This is a genomic window from Agromyces aureus, assembly GCF_001660485.1.
Lineage (GTDB): Bacteria > Actinomycetota > Actinomycetes > Actinomycetales > Microbacteriaceae > Agromyces > Agromyces aureus.
In genome coordinates this window covers 1,506,950-1,523,344 of record NZ_CP013979.1, presented here as the reverse complement: position 1 = coordinate 1,523,344, position 16,395 = coordinate 1,506,950, and the positions used below count along the sequence as shown (strand labels likewise).

Below are 16,395 nucleotides of genomic sequence, written 5' to 3'. Positions count from 1 at the left end.
CCCGAACCCGCTGGTCTCGAGACGCTCCGCTCCTCGACCGGCGGAGTCGGCTACTCGCCCGAAGCCGAGCGCTCTGCCGCGGCATCCGCTCGGTCCTGCGCTGCGAGCTCGCGCGCAGCGGCGAGATCCGCCTCGACTTCGACGTCGGCGGCGAGCAGCTCGCGCACGCGCGGCACGACCTGGGTGGCGTAGCGCTCGATGCTGCCCATGATCGCCTCGTGCGAGAGGCCGCCGTTGGAGACCTTCATGTCGAAGCGGGTGGCACCGGTGACGCGCAGCGCGTCGGCGATGCGCTGCGCGACGGCCTCGGGCTCGCCCGCGTAGAGCGCGCCGTTGACGGCCTCGCTCTCGAAGTGCCCTCGGGTGGTCGGTCCCCAGCCGCGTTCGGCCCCGATCTTGTTCATCATGGCCTCGTAGTGCGGCCAGAGCGTGTCGAGCGCCTCGGCGCGGCTGTCGGCGATGAAGCCGGGCGAGTGGATCGCGATGGGCTGCGGCTCGTGCCCGAACTGGTCGAGCGCGCGGCGGTAGAGGTCGGCGAGCGGGGCGAAGCGGGCGGCGCTGCCGCCGATGATGGCGAGCACGAGCGGCAGGCCGTAGTGCGCGGCGCGAACGACCGACTCGGGGCTCCCGCCCACGCCGATCCAGGTCTTCAGCGAGCCGTGCTCGACGGTCGGGTACACGAGCTGCTCGGTGAGCGCGGGGCGCAGCTTGCCGCTCCAGGTCACGGGCTCCTGCGGCAGCAGCGCGGCGAAGAGCTCGAGCTTCTCGTCGAAGAGCTCCTGGTACTGGGCGAGGTCGTAGCCGAACAGGGGGAACGACTCGATGAACGACCCGCGTCCGAGGATGACCTCAGCGCGCCCGTTCGAGATGCCGTCGAGCGTCGCGAAGCGCTGGTGCACGCGAACGGGGTCGTCGCTGCTCAGCACGGTCACCGCGGAACCGAGGTGGATCCGCTCGGTGCGGGCCGCGATCGCGGCGAGCACGACCTCGGGCGCCGAGACGGCGAACTCGTGCCGGTGGTGCTCGCCGACGCCGAAGAAGTCGAGGCCCAGCCGGTCGGCGAGCACGCCCTCCTCGACGACGTTGCGCAGCACCTGGGCGTGCGAGAGCCTGGCACCGTCGGCGTCGAGGGTGATGTCGCCGAACGTGTCGACGCCGAATTCGTAGTGGGTCATGCTGCTTCCGTCTCCATCCGTATGCGTTCGCATAGATCAACCGGGGCTCCTCCGAGGCTATTCCCCGCGGCGCCCGGGCCGCATCCCGACCTGAGCGGATGCCGCACCACCGCCTCGTCGCGCACGCGGGCGGGAATGCGACATCCGCCCGATGGGTTGCAGCTGATGCACACGCATGGAACCTCCGGGACGCCATGCCGGGGCGAGCGCGAGAATGGAGACATGCACGTGGCAGATCTGCCGTCGATCGGCATCTTCGGAGCGGGAAAAGTGGGCACGGCCCTCGCCCGCCTGCTCGTGGCGTCCGGATACGAGGTCGTACTGGCCGGATCGCCGCGCCAGACCGCGCTCGACCTGCTCGTCTCGGTGGTCGCCCCCGGAGCGAAGGTCGCCTCGCCCGCCGAGCTCGTCGCCGGGTCGGACGTGATCATCGTCGCCGTGCCGTTCGGCAAGGGCGGCACCGTACCGTGGGCCGACTTCGACGGCCGCATCGTGGTCGACGCGATGAACTACTGGCCGCCGGTCGACGGCCACATCGCCGAGATCGACGCCGACGACCGATCGACGAGCGAGATCAACGCGGCCCGCAACCCGAACGCGCGGGTCGTGAAGTCGTTGAACCACCTCGGCTACCACGAGATGGAGGACGACAGCATGGACGCCGGGTCGCCCCTGCGTCGCGCGCTCGCGGTCGTCGGCGACGACGCCGAGGCCCGCACGGTGCTCGCCGGCATCATCGACGATCTCGGCTTCGACGCGGTCGACGGCGGCGCCCTGGCCAACGGACGCGCGCTCGAGCCCGGCCACCCCGCGTTCGGGCGCGAGCTCAGTGCCGCCGAGCTCACGGCGCTCGTGTCGCCCGCCGCGCACCTCGCCGCCTGACGCGACGGCCGGCACGCACCGAGCGCGGCGCCTGACTCAGGGCGAGCACGTCGTACGCTGGGTCGCATGCCCGACTCCCCCACGGCGCCCGCACAGCCCGCTCAGCCCGCACAGCCCGCCGCCCCGACCGTGCGCCCCGGCGCTCCCGAACGCCTCTCCCGCATGATCGCGTTGCCGACCGTCTCGGCCGAGCTCGAGCAGCGCGGCATGGCCGACTTCGACGCGTTCCGCGACCTGCTCGCCGAGCTCTACCCGCTCACGCACGAGCACCTCGCGTTCGAGCAGCCGCATCCGCTCGGTCTGCTCTTCCACTGGAAGGGCTCGGGAGACGCCGACCCGGTCGTGCTCATGGCGCACTACGACGTCGTGCCGGCGGTCGAGGCCGACGGGTGGACGTTCCCGCCGTTCGAGGGTCGCATCCACGACGGCTCGGTCTGGGGTCGCGGCGCGCTCGACGACAAGGGTCCGATGCTCGTGCTGCTCGAGGCGGTCGAGAACCTGCTCGCCTACGGCGTCACGCCCGCGCGCGACGTGTACCTCGCGTTCGGCGGAAACGAAGAGGATCACGGCAGCGCAGGCAAGGCGATCGCCGACCTGTTCCGCGAGCGCGGCATCACGCCCTGGCTCGTGCTCGACGAGGGCGGCGCGGTCGTCGACGCGCCGCTCCCGTTCGTCGCCGTGCCCTCGGCGATGGTCGGCGTCGGCGAGAAAGGCATCGTGTCGCTGCGCCTCGAGGCCGAGAGCAAGGGCGGGCACGCCTCCGCCCCGCCCACGCACACCCCGACCGACCGCATCGCCCGCGCGGTGCACCGCCTGCACCCGAACCCCTTCCCGAAGCGCGTTCCGGCCTCGGCTCGCGCGATGCTGCGCAGCTTCACGCCGCACACGAAGGGCGCACCGCGGCTGCTGCTGCGGGCCCTCACCGCGATGCCGTGGCTCACGGCCCGCGTGTTCGCACGCCTCGGCGGCGAGCCGGCGGCCATCGTGCACACGACCGTCGCCGCGACGATGCTCGAGGGCGGCACCGCCCACAACGTGCTGCCGTCGCAGGCCGCCGCCGTGCTCAACCTGCGCATCGCGCCCGGCGAGTCCGTCGCCGGCACGGCCGCACGGGTGCGGCGCGTCATCCGCGACCGGCACGTGAGCGTCACGGTGCTCGACGGCAGCGAGCCGTCGCCCGAGTCCGCCACCGACAGCCCCGCGTTCCACGCGATCGAGGCCGCCGTCGCCGCGTCGTTCCCCGAGGCGATCACCGCGCCGTACCTCGTCATGGCGGCGACCGACTCGCGCTGGTTCCACCGGTTCTCGCCTGCCGTGTTCCGCTTCGCACCGCTCGCGATGACGGCCGCGCAGCGCGCTGCGATCCACGGCGTCGACGAGTCCGTCACGTTCGACAGCCTCGAGCGCGGCGAGCGGTTCCACCGCGCGCTCATCGCCTCGCTCACGGCCTGAGGGTCGCCCGCCACGCAACCAGACCAGCGGATGCCGCGACGCGCCGTCGCGGCATCCGCCCAGGTGTGACCGAAGCGTGATCAACCGGCGCCGATCTCGGAACGGGAGCGCTCTCACGAGGGCTTAGGGTGAATCCACCCCAACCCGAAGGAGCCCCCGATGCCGCGTGCCGTCAGCCTCGGACCACTGGCCGCGATCGTCGGCTTCCTCGCGTTCGTCGAGTTCACGAGCGGCATCCTGCAGGGCTTCTACACGCCCATGCTCACCGACATCGCGCGCAACCTCGGCATCCACGACGCCGACGTGAACTGGCTCGAGGGCACGCAGCTCATGCTGTCGGCGCTCGTCGTGCCCGCGTTCGCGAAGCTCGGCGACATGGTCGGCCACAAGCGCATGCTCGTGTGGTCGACGGCCATCACCGCGGCCGCGTCGTTCGTGCTGCCGTTCACCGACTCCTTCCCGGTCTTCCTGGCGGCGTGGGCGCTGCAGGGCTTCTACGTGGTCTGGCTGCCCCTCGAGATCGCGTTGATCTGGTCGCGCTCGCGTCGGGCGGGACACCCGGCGTCGCTGACCATGAAGTCGGCCGGCGTGCTCGTCGCCGCGCTCGAGATCGGCGCCATCTCGGGCGCCCTCGCGGGCGGCGCGCTGATCGACGTGCTCCCGCTCACGACCGTGCTGCTGATCCCCGCGATCGCGGTGACCGCGTGCTTCTTCGTCATCCTGTTCGGCGTGAAGGAATCGCCGGAGCTCACGGGCGGCCGCCTCGACCTCGTCGGGCTCGTGCTCATCTCGTTCGCGCTCATCGCCGTCACGGGCGGCCTGAGCTTCCTGCGCCTCAACGGCGTCGCCGACCCGCTCTCGTGGGGGCTCATCGTGCTCGGCATCGCGCTCGGCGCGGTATTCGCCCGGTTCGAACTGCGCCACGACGACCCGCTCATCGACGTGCGCATGTTCGCCTCGCCGTCGCTGCGTCCGATCTTCATCACCGCCGGGCTGTTCGGCGTCAGCGTGCTCGGCGCGCAGGCCCCCCTCTCGACGTTCGCCCGCACCGACCCCGAGGTCTACGGCTACGGGCTCGGCACGCAGGGCTTCCAGACGTCACTGCTCATCGGCGTCTACCTCATCGCGATGATCGCGGGCGCGCTCTCGTACTCGTCGGTCGCGCGCCGGCTCACACCCCGCATCACCCTCATGCTCGCCTCCTCGCTCGTCGCGATCGGCTACCTGCTGTTCGTACCCCTGCACGACACCTACGCGCAGACGCTCACGAACATGGTGATCGCGGGCCTCGGCTCGGGCGCGCTCGTCGCCGCGCTCCCGGCCGCGGCCGCCGCCGCCGCTCCCCCGACGCAGACGGGCGTCGCCACGGGCCTCACGAACTCGGTCAAGACCGTCGGCGGCGCGATCGCCTCCTGCGTGTTCGGCATCGCGCTCGCGAGCCACCTCGTCGGCGGGTCGGGCTCCGACGGCGCCGAGGGCACGGCGGGCTCGCTCTCGGGATACCTGACGGTCTGGATCGTGTGCGGCCTCACCGCCGCGGTCTCGGTCGTGCTGCTCGCGTTCGTGCCGAAGCTCGCCTTCTCCGACGCCCCCGAGGCACAGGAGCGCGCTGCCGTAAGCTGACGCCGTGCGCACGGGAGGGAGCACGAGAGATGACGGATGCCGCGGCGCTGATCGCCCAGCTCGAAGCCCTCGCGACGCCCGAGGAACGACAGAAGTACACGCGCTTCTTCCCGCCCGACGAGTCGGCTCCCTTCATCGGCGTGCGCATGGGCGCGGTGTTCGACCTCGCGAAGACGGCGCTCGACCTGCCCGTCTCCGAGATCGAAGCACTGCTCGAGCAGCCGACGCACGAGGTGCGCGCGCTCGCCTGCAGCATCATGGGCAAGTCGGCCGCGCACCGGCGAACGCCCGAGTCCCGGCGGCACGAGCTCTACGACCTCTACCTGCGCCGACACGACCGCATCGACCAGTGGGACCTCGTCGACCTCGCCGCGCGCGACGTCGTCGGCGGCTGGCTGCTCGAACGCGACCGCGAACCGCTGCGTCGGCTCGCGGCATCCGGAGCCTGGCCCGAACGGCGCACGGCGCTGGTCGCGACCTTCGCGTTCCTCAAGCGCGGCGAGCTCGACGATGCCTACGCGATCGCCGACGCGCTCGCGGCAGACCAGGAGCCCTACGTGGCGAAGGCGCTCGGTTGGGTGCTGCGCTCGGCGGGCGACCTCGATCGGTCGCGCCTCACGACGTTCCTCGAGCCGCGAGCCGCTGGCATGCCGCGGGTCGCCCTGCGAGCCGCCCTCGAGCACTACGACAAGCCCGAGCGGGCGCGCATCCTCGCGATCGCCTGATCCGGCGAGGTCCAGGGTTCGACGCCGACAGGGCGGCACCCGCCGAGCGCTGCGCCCCCAAGGCGGCTCGCAGTCGGCCCGCAGTCGGCCCGCAGTCGGCCCGCGGTCGGCCCGCACCTCAGCCGACGGCCGCCGCCCCGTCATCCTCGGCACGTTGTCGCCGACGCGACCCGAGATCGGCCACGCCGATGCCGAACGCGACGGCGATGAGCACGGCCACCGCGAGCATGCCGTACCCGTAGGCGTGGTGGTAGACCTCGAGGTCGGGCTCGCCGTCGGCCTCGCGATAGATCGTCGAGTAGAACAGCGAGAGCGTGACCGCGGTGCCGATCGCCGTGCCGATGCGCTGGCCGAGTTGCCCGACCGAACCGGCGAGTCCGCCCTGCTTCACCGGGATGTCCATGAGCGTGAGCGTCTGGTTCGGCGAGACCACGAGACCGCCGCCCGCGCCCGCGATCGCCATCGCGCCGGCCATGGCCCACGGCGTGACGCCCGCGGGCGTCGTGATCGCGACGAGCACGAGCAGTCCGATGCCGATGAGGAGCAGGACGAGCCCGGCGACCACGAGCGGTCGCCCCAGCCGGTTCACGAGGTTGCCGCCGACCCATGAGGCGACGGCGCTGACGAGCGCGAAGCCGATGCTCACCATGCCCGCGAACACGGCCTCGAGTCCCAGCCCGTCCTGGAGGTAGAGCGTCGTGAGCAGGAACATCGAGGGGATCGCCGCGAAGTACACGCTCGCGAGCGAGATGCCGTTGCGGAACGACGCCACCCCGAACAGCGGCAGCGGCACGAGCGGTTGCCTTCCGGATGCCGCGTACCGCCGTTCCCACGAGAGGAACCCGATGAGCCCCAGCACGAAGATCACGAGCACCCACCACCGCGCCGGATTGTCCTCGGGCGAACCCGTGGTGAACAGGAACGGCCACATCAGGGCGAGCACCGTGATCGCGAAGAGCGTGAGGCCGACGGGGTCGAGCGAGAGCGGTTCGTCGGAGGGTCGACGCGTGACCGGCAGGAACCAGATCGCCAGCACGAGCGCGATGATCACGAGCGGCACGTTCAGCAGGAAGATGCCCCGCCAGCCGTCGGTCGGCCCGCCGATCGCGATCATGAGCCCGCCGAGCGTCGGTCCGAACGCCGTCGCGAGGCCGATGACCGCGCCGAAGAGCCCGAACGCCTTTCCGCGCTCCTTGCCCTGGAACAGTTCCTGGATGATGCCGAGCACCTGGGGCATCTGAATGCCCGCCGCGACACCCTGCAACAGGCGCGCCACGAGCAGCACCGTGATGTTCGGCGCGACCGCCGCCACGAGGCTCGTGACGAGGAACAGGCTGAGCCCCGTGACGAAGAGGGTCTTGCGCGACCGCTGGTCGCCGATGCGACCGGCCGGCACGAGCGTGAGGCCGAAGGTGAGCACGTATCCGGCGACGATGAGCTGCAACTGCGTCGCCGATGCGCCGAACGCCGCCTCGATCGAGGGCAGTCCGACGTTCACCTTCGAGAGGTCGAGGATCGTGAGCGCTGCGACGCCGACGCAGATCCAGTACGCGCGCCACCGGTACTGCTCGGAGACGGGGATCGATCTGGTGAGCGGTGGCTGAGACATCCCGGCCAGACTACGCCGCACTCGAATCGAGTTGCCGGATCAGCGCCGCCGGACATGCAGAAAGCCCCGGATTTCTCCGGGGCTTTCTGGCTCTGGTGGACCCAGGGGGATTCGAACCCCCGACCTTCTCATTGCGAACGAGACGCGCTACCAACTGCGCCATGGGCCCGAGCGAGTACGAGCCTATCACCACCGAAGCAGTGGTTCGGACCACCGCAGGCGACGACTCGACCGGCGCTCAGCCGACCTTGCGTCGACGCTGCAGCACCGCGTCGAGGTCGCCGAAACGGCGCTGCGGTTCGCCGACCACGCCCATGCCCGCGTACGGACTGACCGGCTCGGGTGCGGTCGTGGTCCGCCCGACGGATGCCGCGGCCGGCGTCGTGGCCGCGGGCGCGATCGTCGGCACGGGCGTCGCCAGTTCGTCGATGCGCCTGGCCCGTTCGGCCTCTGCAGCGAGTCGCTGCAACTCTGCGGCAGCCTCGATGGACGCCATGGCGGTCGCGGCGATCGTGCCGCGCGAGAGCGTGAGCGGCTTCGGCAGCGGTTGCGGGGTCCAACCCTCGTGCGACTCGGCATCGACCGGCAGCTCGACCGGCTCGAACGGCTCGGCGACCGGTGGCGCGACCGGGGCGGCGACGGGACGCTCGGTGCGCACCCGGGCGAGCGCGGCGAGTCCCGCGAAGGCGCCGGCGACGACGACCCCTCCGGCGACGGCGATGAGCGGCGTCGCACCGAATGCAAGGGCCACGAGCCCGGCGACGGCCGTCAGCACGCCGACGAGCAGAAGCAGCGAGCAGAGTGCGCGTCGGCGGCGCAGTACCCGGCGAGCGGCGACGTGAGCAGGTACGGGGGCGGTAGCGGCGCCACCGGTCACGACCTCGATGGGTTCGGTCATCGCGTGGACGCGCGACCGTGCCCGCGCCTCGGCCGCGGCCTGCGCCTCCTCGATCGCGGCCGCAGCGGCATCCGCGGCCATCGCGGCGGCCTTGCGTTCGGCGATCGCGAGCCGCTCGGTCGTCTGCGCCTCGAGGCGCACCGTGCGCTCCTGCTCGCGCAGCGCGCGCTGGTGCAGGGCGATCTGGCGGGCGTTGGCCTCGATGACGACCGGCTCGGGCGTCTCGGCGGTCTCGGCGAGGATGCGGAGCGTCTGCTGCAGCCGAACCGCGTTGCGCTCGGTCGCGAGGTACTGCCGACGCCGGATCCAGATGGGCATGAGGTACGCGATCCACAATGCCGCGGCCACCGCCACGAGCAGACCCCCACCGATCACACCCATGTGAATACGCTAGGTCACCGCGGACCGATGCCGTGGCCGCTTGCGGGGTGTGTCAACGATCTGCTATTCGAAGCGGCTGCGCCGCGGCCGAGCGATCCTCGGCGGGGATGCGCGCGGCATCCAGCGGGGCTCGCCCGTCGCGCCACCGCCGGAGCACCCCGCCCGGTACCTCCTCGGCGACGAGCGCGAACGAGAAGTGGTCGCGCCAGGATCCGTCGATGTGGATGAAGCGTCGACGGAGGCCCTCGTAGCGGTAGCCGAGCTTTTCCACGACGCGCAGCGACGGCCCGTTCTCGGGGCGGATGCAGATCTCGATGCGGTGCAGGCGCAGCATCTGGAAGCAGTAGTCGGTCGCGAGCGCCACGGCCGTCGGCGTGATGCCGCGTCCCGCGGCGCTCTGCGCGACCCAGTAGCCGATCGAAGCTGATGAGAGCGAGCCGTAGGCGATCGACGACACGTTCAGCTGCCCGACGATCTCACCGTCGACCTCGAGCAGGAACGGCAGGGCGTGGCCCGCCCTGGCGTGCGCGAGCAGGTTGCGGATGCTCGCCCGGGTGTCGATGATCGAGCTGCCGCCCGGGTAGGTGGCCTCCCACTGGCGGAGCCACGCACGGTTGTCGAGCAGCACGCGCTCGAGCTGCTTCGCGTCGCGCGCCCGGATCGGGCGCACGACGAGGTCGCCGTCGCGGAGCGTCGGGATCACCGCGGCGGGCATCGTCAGTCGCGCCCGAGGCCGGCCACGTACTCCGCCAGCCAGGGCTTGAGCTCGGGGCCGAGGTCGTCACGGTCGACGGCGAGCTGCACGACGGCCTTGATGTAGTCGAGCTTGTCGCCCGTGTCGTAGCGGCGGCCGCGGAACACCACGCCGTAGACGCCGCCGGTGCCCTCGACGTCGCCCGCCATCTCCATGAGCGCGTCGGTGAGCTGGATCTCGCCGCCCTTGCCCGGTTCCGTGTGCTCGAGCACGTCGAAGATCTCGGGCTTCAGCACGTAGCGACCGATGACGGCGTAGTTCGACGGCGCGACCTCCTTCGCGGGCTTCTCGACAAGGCCCGTGATGCGCACGACGTCATCCTCGTCGGTCTCCTCGACAGCAGCGGCGCCGTAGAGGTGGATGCTGTCGGGGTCGACCTCGAGCAGGGCGACGACGGTGGCGCCGCGCTCGGCGTGCACCTCGAGCATCCGGGTCAGCAGTGGGTCGCGAGCATCGATCAGGTCGTCGCCGAGCAGCACGGCGAAGGACTCCTTGCCGACGTGCTTGCGGGCGCGCAGCACCGCGTGGCCGAGGCCCTTGGGGTCTCCCTGACGCACGAAGTGCACGTCGGCGAGGTCGCTGGACTCCTGGACCTTCGACAGCTTCGAGTCGTCGCCCTTGGTCTCGAGCGTGTGCTCGAGCTCGGTCACGCGGTCGAAGTGGTTCGCGAGCGCGTTCTTGTTGCGCCCGATGATCATGAGCACGTCGTCGAGTCCGGCGGCCACGGCCTCCTCGACGACGTACTGGATGGCGGGCTTGTCGACGACGGGCAGCATCTCCTTCGGCATCGCCTTGGTTGCGGGGAGGAAGCGGGTGCCGAGGCCGGCCGCCGGGATCACGGCCTTGGTGATGCGTTCAGTCATGCGCTTCAGCGTAATCGGAAGGGTGTTCCGGCGCGGTTACGAATGCTGAACATCGTCTTAGGATGAGGGTCATGTCCGACGATCCGTCCGTCCAGAAACGGATTCTGCGCGCCGAACTCCGCGAGCGACGAAAGAACCTGTCCACGCTCGAGCGGCGGCAGGCGACCGAGGGCTTCACGGCCAGGCTCGAAGAACTCGTCGGTTCGACGGATGCCGCGTCGGTCTCGTGCTACCTCTCGATGCCGTCCGAACCCGACACGCGCCCGTTCGTCGAGTGGGCCGAGGCCCACGGCATCCGCGTGCTGTTCCCCGTCACGCGTGAAGACGGGCTGCTCGACTGGACCATCGGCGAGGCCGAGGACGAGGTGCTGGGCCTGCACGGCACGCCTGAGGCGGTCGGCGAACTGCTCGGCCCGATGGCCATCAACGACGTCGATCTGATCATCGTCCCCGCCGCCGCGGTCGACCGGACCGGCATGAGAATGGGCTGGGGTCGGGGCTATTTCGACAAAACCCTCGGTTCGATGGGAAAATGTCCTCCGGTGTACGCCGTGGTCTTCGACAGTGAGTTCGTCGAAGACGTTCCGCGCGAGGTGCACGACCAGCCGGTGAACGGCGTCGTGACCCCCACTCGGATCCACGCGTTCTGACCGGCGTCGGACCGGCGTCGCACCACCTCGAGCCGAAAGTCCTCCATGCCTACCTATTCGTACCGCTGCACCGAGTGCCGCAACGCCTTCGACATCCAGCAGTCGTTCACCGACGACAGCCTGACCGTCTGCGAGTCCTGCGGGGGCCCGCTGCGCAAGGTGTTCAACTCGATCGGCGTCACCTTCAACGGGTCGGGCTTCTACCGCACCGACTCGCGCTCGGGGAACTCTTCGGTGCCCGCGTCGAAGGGCTCGTCGGGCGATTCGTCGAAGGGCTCTTCGGGCGATTCGGCCAAGGGCTCGTCGTCGGGTTCGTCGAGCTCTTCGTCGTCCGGCGGCGGTTCGACCTCCTCGTCGTCCTCGGCTAGCGTGGCCTAGACCCGACCGACCAACCAGCAGGGGGCAACGTGCTGAAAGGCTTCAAGGAGTTCATCCTCCGCGGCAACGTGATCGAACTGGCCGTCGCGGTCGTGATCGGCACGGCGTTCACGGCCGTGGTGACCTCGATCGTGAACAACCTGATCAACCCGCTGATCAGCGCGGTCTTCCGCGCCGACAGCCTCGACACGGCGCTGGTCTTCCAGATCCCGACGCTCGATGGCGGCACCTCCGACGTCAAGTTCGGCGCGGTGCTCGGCTCGATCATCACGTTCCTCGTCGTCGCGGCGGTCGTCTACTTCGTGTTCGTCATGCCGATGAACCACCTGAAGGAGCGCGCCGAGGCCAAGCGCAAGGCCGGCGTGCCCGACCCCGACGAGCCCGAGTCGGAGCTCACGCTGCTGTCGGAGATCCGCGACCTGCTCGCCGAGCGTCCGGTCGGCGACCAGCACCAGCCGAGGCACTGACGCCGGCTCGGCGACCAGCGCTCGAGAGCCATCGCACCGGGTGGGAGCTGCAGCACCTGACAGCTCAGCCCCAGTGGGGCGGCTTCTCGCGTCTCAGGCGTTCGTCTTCAGGACGGGCGGATGTCGCGCGCCCGGCGTCCTCGTCGTCGGCGCTCGCGTCACGTCCGGGCACCGGAGCCTCGGGCATCGGGTCGGTGCCGGGAGCGGGCGTCAGACGAGCCCGCCGTGCGCGGCCCCCGGCCCGCTCGACGCGTTGACGTTCGTCGTTCATGCGGACGCGGCATCCGGCGGCAGCACCGGAGGCTTGCCGAGCAGCGTCGCGACCCGGTCGGCGACGGCCTCGGGGTTGCCGAACAGCTCGAAGCTGTGCACGCGCAGGTAGTGCCACCCGAGGCGGCGCAGCACGTCGGGGCGCAGGCGCAGCGACTCGCGGAGGCTGTAGCCCGTGAGCACCTCGTCGGTCTCGACGACGACGGCCTTGCCGGCGTTCGCGGCGGCCAAGGCGAGTCGGCCCCGGTGCCCGGAGCTGACGCGGATGCCGCGGCGTTCGAGCCGCGCGGCGAGGTCGTCGAGCATCGAGGCGCCCGTCGTACCGCCGTCGCCGTCGGTCGCGCGCTCCTCGGTCTGGCTGAGGATGCTGGCGAGTGCGAGCACGCCGTGCGACTGCCGCGCCTCGTCGATGTCATCGGGGCGGAACGCCGAGACGATGTCCATCGATCGGCGCGCGCGGGTCATGCCGACCGCGAGCAGCCGGTCGCCGCCGGGTTCGCCGAGCGAGCCGAAGTTCGAGAGCAGGCGCCCGTGCGGCGTGCGTCCGTAGCCGACCGAGAAGATGACGCGGTCGCGGCTCTGGGCCACCGACTGCTCGAGCGTGAGCACCGTGAACGGTTCGGCCCGGTCCTTCAGGATGAAGTCCGAGAGGTCGGTCCGCTTGGCGAAGGCCGCGAGCACCGCCTGATGCACGCGTGCGGCGTGGCGCGTGCTCGCGGTGACGACCATGAGCGACTCGCGCGGACGCTTGACGGCGTGCTCCATGACGAGTTCGACGACCTTGGCGACCTCGGAGTCGATGCTCTCGACGGTGCCGGTGACCTGGTCGGGCAGACCGTTGCCGCGCACATAGTGCAGGCCGAGGCTGCCGTGCCCGAGGAAGCTGCCCGCCCACGGCAGCGACTCGATGCGGCCACCGTAGAAGCGGCGGTTCACGAGTTCCGCGAGGTCCTCGCCGCCGGCGCGGTAGCTGCGGGTGAGCGTCATGGTCGGCAGCAGTTCGCCGAGGCGAGCGAGCGCGGAGTCGGCGTGCAGTGCGTCGACGCCGTCGGATTCCTGCTCGGCGTCGGCCGCGGCATCCGTCGTCGCATCGGGGTCGTCGAGGCCGGTCTCGAAGACCGTGGGCGTCTGCGTCACGGGGTCTCCGAACGCGACGATCTGCCTGGCGCGGCGGATCGCACCGAGGTTCTCGGCCATCGTCGTGGAGCCGGCGTCGACGAGGATCACCGTATCGAACGTGATCGACGGGTCGATCGCGGCGACGTCGTAGGGCGAGGCGAGCCAGATCGGCGCGAGCGCACGGAACAGGTGCGGGGTGTCGTGCTGCAGCTTGGCCGCGTCGACGCGGTCGCCCCTGAGCATGCGCTTGAGGTGGCCCGCCTCTTCGGGGTGGTCGACGAGTGCGACCTTCCAGTTCTCCCCGAGATGCCATGCGAGCTGCGGGCCGGCCGACGACGCATGCGCCTCGTCGACGAGCCGGAAGTCGCCCTCGAGACGGTCGAGCAGGGCGGTGTCGGCGCCGAGCAGCGCGGTGTCGGTCGCGAGCATCTGCTCGAGCACCGACTGCCACCAGGCGAGTTCGAGTTCTGCGGCCACGATCTGCTCGGGCACGTGGCGCTTCGCGAGGTCGACGAGCAGCGGGTCGAGTCCGAGGTCGCGGAGGGTGCCGAGCAGCGCGGTGCGCTCCTGGAGGTTGGCGAGCACCTCGGACTCCTCGGCGAGGCCGGTGAGCATCGTCGTGAGGTCGCGCACGGGGCGCACGGCGAGCCGGCGCGGCGTGCCCGTGAGTCCGAGCGGTCCGTCGAGCACGCCGAGGTCGTGCTCCACCGAGCGGTGCGCGACGTGCACGTCGTCGAGTCCGACCGGTACACCCGGGATCGACCCGGCCTCGGAGTAGCGCTGCCAGAGCGTGCGCTGCTGCTGGATGCCGCGGAGTGCCGCGTTGAGGTCGGTGACGTGCACGCCGGGTCGCACGTACTCGAGCGCGTGCCGACGCAGCCGGCGACGGTTCGCGCCCGACATGCCCGGCGAGTCGCGCCGTGGCGAGGTCGCGGCGATGAGCTCGCCGAGCGGGCGGTCGTAGACCGAGGGCCGGAACCGGTCGAGCGTCTCGCGCACGTCGAGCAGGAGCCGTAGGAACACGCCGAGCTCGGCGACGGACTCGAACGTGCGCAGGCGCGTCTGCGCGATGAGCGTGCGCCCGCGGTCGATGAGGCGCGGCACGTCGACGTTGCTGAGCCGCTTGGCGAGTTCGTGGGCCTCGGTGGCCTCGGCCGACGAGGCGAACGACGCGCCATACCAGGGCGAGTCGCCCGGTCCGTACTTGAACTCGCCGAGCGCGGCGGCGCGCACGAGATCGCGCGAGACCTTCTCGCGGCCCTGGGCGAGCGCGGCGAGGGAGGCGTGCGAGAGCCGTGCGGTGGTCGACGGGGCGCCGGGCAGCAGCGCGAGTCGCGCGAGCTCGCCGAGGGCGTCGAGCACCGACACCTTGAGCTCGGGCTCAGGTCGGGTGAGCGCGGAGCGGTAGTCGACGAGCGCCTTGCGCAGTCGCACGAGCGCGTCGTCGACATCGGCGACCCTCGGACGCTCGACCTTCTCGTTGCGCGAGATCGACGTGATGAGGTCGCGGCGCAGGCTCGCCGTGGTGACGGCCGCTCCCCCGAGCCCGACCTGGCCGAGGCGGTGCACGATGCCGTCGAGGCTCGCGCGACGGGCGCCGACGACGAGCACGCGGCGGTCCTTCGCGACGAGCGCCCCGACCGCGTTCACGATGGTCTGCGTGCCGCCGGTGCCCGGGAGCGTCTTCACGACGAGCGACGTACCGGCCTCGATCTCGGCGACGACGCGCTCCTGCTCGGGGTCCGCGTCGAGCAGCAGCGTGTCGGTCGACGGCGGCCGCTCGTCCTGCGGCACCGGGCGTACGCGCTCGCCGCTCCCGGCGAAGGCCGCACGTGCGGTCGGGTTGCCGGCGATCGCGTCGACGAGGGGATGGTCGGGCTCGGCGGCATCCGCGGCCATCGACGGGCCGACCTCGGCGAACGAGGAGACCACGAGGCGCGGCGCGACCTGGAACCACGGCAGGTGGCTGGTGAGTCCGCGCAACCGGTCGATCACGGGCTGCGGCTTGAACACGCCGTTCGTGATCGCGAGCGCCACGAACGCGTCGGCGTCGAGCGTGATCTGGAACTGCTCGCGCAACTCGCGGGCGAGCGCGGGGTTCAGGAACGGCTGCCCCTTGAGCTTCAACTCGAAGTCGCGGCCGTAGCGGCGGATCGCGAGCGGGCGCAGCAGCACGGGCGCGAGGAACTCCTCGCCGCCGTTGCGCCAGGACGCCAGGCCGATCGCGAGATGCACCGACTCGACGCCGCGCACCGAGCGGAGCTCGACGCCCTTCTGGGTGATCTCGGCGGCCGCGAGACGCGCGTTGCGCAGGGCGAGCTCGTCGCGGATGAGGCTCGAGAGCAGCGTCGAGCGCCCGGTGATGAACTGCGGCAGGCCACCGGGGTGCGTCGTCGAGAGCTCGATGCGAGTGCGCGGCGTGTCGACGAACCGCACGAGCGGCGAACGGCCGCCGACGGTCTCGAGCTCCCGCTGCCAGCGGCGCCACGAGGGCTCGGCGACGTTGCCTGCGACCAGTTCGGGGTCGCCGAGGCTGAGGCTGTGAGGGCTCGTGAGGTTCTGAGACATCGCTTCCGGGGTGGGTTCTTCGGCCGCGGCACCCGTGTTCGCGCCGAGGACCAGGTCCTCGTCTTCGTTCCGTTCGAGCCGCCGCACACGGAAACGATAAGGCCAAGGAGCCCGAATCGTGGGATGCATCGCCGCGCGGGCCGGCTTCGCAGGCGCCGGGGGGACTTCGCAGGAGCCGTGGGTAGGGTGAGACCCTCACCGACTGAACGCCTCACCGACTCGCGCCGCGACGGCCCGGTCGACCGGCACGACCCGAAGGATCCGGCCCGATGCAGGAGATCACCCCCGCCGAAGTGCACGCGCTCGACGACGTCGTCATCCTCGACGTGCGTGAACCGCATGAGCTCGAGCGCGCCCGCATCGACGGCGCCCTCCACATCCCGCTGGGCGAACTCCTCGCCCGCGTCGACGAGGTGCCGCGCGACACGACGGTCTACACGCTCTGCCACGTCGGCGGACGGAGCGCACAGGCGGCCGCCTACCTCGAGAGCATCGGCGTCGACGCCGTGAACGTCACGGGCGGCATCGTCGAGTGGCACCGTCAGGGGCTGCCGCTCACGTTCGACAGCCCCAGCTGATCG

15 protein-coding genes and 1 tRNA gene are annotated in these 16,395 nt (G+C 71.2%); 8 read left to right on the top strand and 8 right to left on the bottom strand.

All coding sequences use genetic code 11. From position 1 onward, the window contains the following. Positions 1–50: 50 nt before the first annotated feature. Positions 51–1,175 (bottom strand): LLM class flavin-dependent oxidoreductase, encoded by a 1,125-nt coding sequence (locus ATC03_RS06500; protein WP_084003345.1) that lies wholly within the window; start codon positions 1,173–1,175, stop codon positions 51–53. 222 nt (positions 1,176–1,397) lie between these two features. Here ATC03_RS06500 and ATC03_RS06495 point away from each other — a divergent pair, with 222 nt between their 5' ends. The 4 genes from ATC03_RS06495 (at position 1,398) to ATC03_RS06480 (ending at position 5,857) form a co-directional block, all read left to right on the top strand. Continuing rightward, on the top strand, positions 1,398–2,057 hold the full coding sequence (locus tag ATC03_RS06495; protein WP_067874574.1) for an NADPH-dependent F420 reductase: 660 nt from the start codon (positions 1,398–1,400) through the stop codon (positions 2,055–2,057). A gap of 66 nt (positions 2,058–2,123) precedes the next feature. Further along, complete coding sequence (locus ATC03_RS06490; RefSeq protein WP_084003344.1) at positions 2,124–3,509, top strand: M20/M25/M40 family metallo-hydrolase; 1,386 nt, start codon at positions 2,124–2,126, stop codon at positions 3,507–3,509. A gap of 159 nt (positions 3,510–3,668) precedes the next feature. After that, positions 3,669–5,132 (top strand): MFS transporter, encoded by a 1,464-nt coding sequence (locus ATC03_RS06485; protein ID WP_067874568.1) that lies wholly within the window; start codon positions 3,669–3,671, stop codon positions 5,130–5,132. 29 nt (positions 5,133–5,161) lie between these two features. Continuing rightward, positions 5,162–5,857: a DNA alkylation repair protein gene (locus ATC03_RS06480; RefSeq protein WP_067874565.1), complete on the top strand. Its 696-nt coding sequence runs from the start codon at positions 5,162–5,164 to the stop codon at positions 5,855–5,857. 118 nt (positions 5,858–5,975) lie between these two features. Here the strand turns inward: ATC03_RS06480 and ATC03_RS06475 are convergent, their stop codons facing one another. The 5 genes from ATC03_RS06475 to galU form a co-directional block, all read right to left on the bottom strand. Continuing rightward, positions 5,976–7,466, bottom strand: coding sequence for an MFS transporter (locus tag ATC03_RS06475; protein ID WP_067874562.1), 1,491 nt, complete (start codon positions 7,464–7,466; stop codon positions 5,976–5,978). Between the two features lie 93 nt (positions 7,467–7,559). Then, positions 7,560–7,635 (bottom strand) — tRNA-Ala (locus ATC03_RS06470). A gap of 69 nt (positions 7,636–7,704) precedes the next feature. After that, positions 7,705–8,745 (bottom strand): hypothetical protein, encoded by a 1,041-nt coding sequence (locus tag ATC03_RS06465; RefSeq protein ID WP_084003343.1) that lies wholly within the window; start codon positions 8,743–8,745, stop codon positions 7,705–7,707. 52 nt (positions 8,746–8,797) lie between these two features. Beyond that, positions 8,798–9,460 carry a GNAT family N-acetyltransferase gene (locus ATC03_RS06460; RefSeq protein WP_067874557.1) on the bottom strand — a complete coding sequence of 221 codons (663 nt, stop codon included), beginning with the start codon at positions 9,458–9,460 and terminating at the stop codon, positions 8,798–8,800. Positions 9,461–9,462: 2 nt separating this feature from the next. Then, entirely contained in the window at positions 9,463–10,362 is a 900-nt protein-coding gene (gene galU, locus ATC03_RS06455) for a UTP--glucose-1-phosphate uridylyltransferase GalU (protein ID WP_067874554.1), read from the bottom strand. 71 nt (positions 10,363–10,433) lie between these two features. Between galU and ATC03_RS06450 the strand changes: the two genes are divergently transcribed. From ATC03_RS06450 to mscL, 3 genes are read left to right on the top strand one after another with little or no spacing between them, the layout of a single operon-like run. After that, positions 10,434–11,012: a 5-formyltetrahydrofolate cyclo-ligase gene (locus ATC03_RS06450; RefSeq protein ID WP_067874551.1), complete on the top strand. Its 579-nt coding sequence runs from the start codon at positions 10,434–10,436 to the stop codon at positions 11,010–11,012. Positions 11,013–11,057: 45 nt separating this feature from the next. Beyond that, complete coding sequence (locus ATC03_RS06445; RefSeq protein ID WP_067874550.1) at positions 11,058–11,390, top strand: FmdB family zinc ribbon protein; 333 nt, start codon at positions 11,058–11,060, stop codon at positions 11,388–11,390. Between the two features lie 29 nt (positions 11,391–11,419). Beyond that, a complete protein-coding gene (mscL, locus tag ATC03_RS06440) occupies positions 11,420–11,857 on the top strand; it encodes a large conductance mechanosensitive channel protein MscL (protein WP_067874549.1) in 438 nt (145 codons plus the stop codon). Between the two features lie 64 nt (positions 11,858–11,921). Here mscL and ATC03_RS19750 read toward each other — a convergent pair whose 3' ends face one another. Both ATC03_RS19750 and ATC03_RS06435 read right to left on the bottom strand, forming a co-directional pair. After that, positions 11,922–12,128, bottom strand: coding sequence for a hypothetical protein (locus tag ATC03_RS19750; protein ID WP_074400984.1), 207 nt, complete (start codon positions 12,126–12,128; stop codon positions 11,922–11,924). After that, on the bottom strand, positions 12,125–15,814 hold the full coding sequence (locus tag ATC03_RS06435; RefSeq protein ID WP_227820249.1) for an AAA family ATPase: 3,690 nt from the start codon (positions 15,812–15,814) through the stop codon (positions 12,125–12,127). Before ATC03_RS06435 ends, ATC03_RS19750 begins: the two co-directional genes overlap by 4 nt. A 269-nt stretch (positions 15,815–16,083) precedes the next feature. Here ATC03_RS06435 and ATC03_RS06430 point away from each other — a divergent pair, with 269 nt between their 5' ends. Beyond that, a complete protein-coding gene (locus tag ATC03_RS06430; protein ID WP_067874548.1) occupies positions 16,084–16,392 on the top strand; it encodes a rhodanese-like domain-containing protein in 309 nt (102 codons plus the stop codon). Positions 16,393–16,395 lie beyond the last annotated feature (3 nt).

Bases quoted from the DNA above. Each gene is read 5' to 3' on its own strand.
- ATC03_RS06500 (WP_084003345.1), bottom strand. From the start codon at position 1,175: ATGACCCACTACGAATTCGGCGTCGACACGTTCGGCGACATCACCCTC.
- ATC03_RS06495 (WP_067874574.1), top strand. From the start codon at position 1,398: ATGCACGTGGCAGATCTGCCGTCGATCGGCATCTTCGGAGCGGGAAAA.
- ATC03_RS06490 (WP_084003344.1), top strand. From the start codon at position 2,124: ATGCCCGACTCCCCCACGGCGCCCGCACAGCCCGCTCAGCCCGCACAG.
- ATC03_RS06485 (WP_067874568.1), top strand. From the start codon at position 3,669: ATGCCGCGTGCCGTCAGCCTCGGACCACTGGCCGCGATCGTCGGCTTC.
- ATC03_RS06480 (WP_067874565.1), top strand. From the start codon at position 5,162: ATGACGGATGCCGCGGCGCTGATCGCCCAGCTCGAAGCCCTCGCGACG.
- ATC03_RS06475 (WP_067874562.1), bottom strand. From the start codon at position 7,466: ATGTCTCAGCCACCGCTCACCAGATCGATCCCCGTCTCCGAGCAGTAC.
- ATC03_RS06465 (WP_084003343.1), bottom strand. From the start codon at position 8,745: ATGGGTGTGATCGGTGGGGGTCTGCTCGTGGCGGTGGCCGCGGCATTG.
- ATC03_RS06460 (WP_067874557.1), bottom strand. From the start codon at position 9,460: ATGCCCGCCGCGGTGATCCCGACGCTCCGCGACGGCGACCTCGTCGTG.
- galU (WP_067874554.1), bottom strand. From the start codon at position 10,362: ATGACTGAACGCATCACCAAGGCCGTGATCCCGGCGGCCGGCCTCGGC.
- ATC03_RS06450 (WP_067874551.1), top strand. From the start codon at position 10,434: ATGTCCGACGATCCGTCCGTCCAGAAACGGATTCTGCGCGCCGAACTC.
- ATC03_RS06445 (WP_067874550.1), top strand. From the start codon at position 11,058: ATGCCTACCTATTCGTACCGCTGCACCGAGTGCCGCAACGCCTTCGAC.
- ATC03_RS19750 (WP_074400984.1), bottom strand. From the start codon at position 12,128: ATGAACGACGAACGTCAACGCGTCGAGCGGGCCGGGGGCCGCGCACGG.
- ATC03_RS06435 (WP_227820249.1), bottom strand. From the start codon at position 15,814: ATGTCTCAGAACCTCACGAGCCCTCACAGCCTCAGCCTCGGCGACCCC.
- ATC03_RS06430 (WP_067874548.1), top strand. From the start codon at position 16,084: ATGCAGGAGATCACCCCCGCCGAAGTGCACGCGCTCGACGACGTCGTC.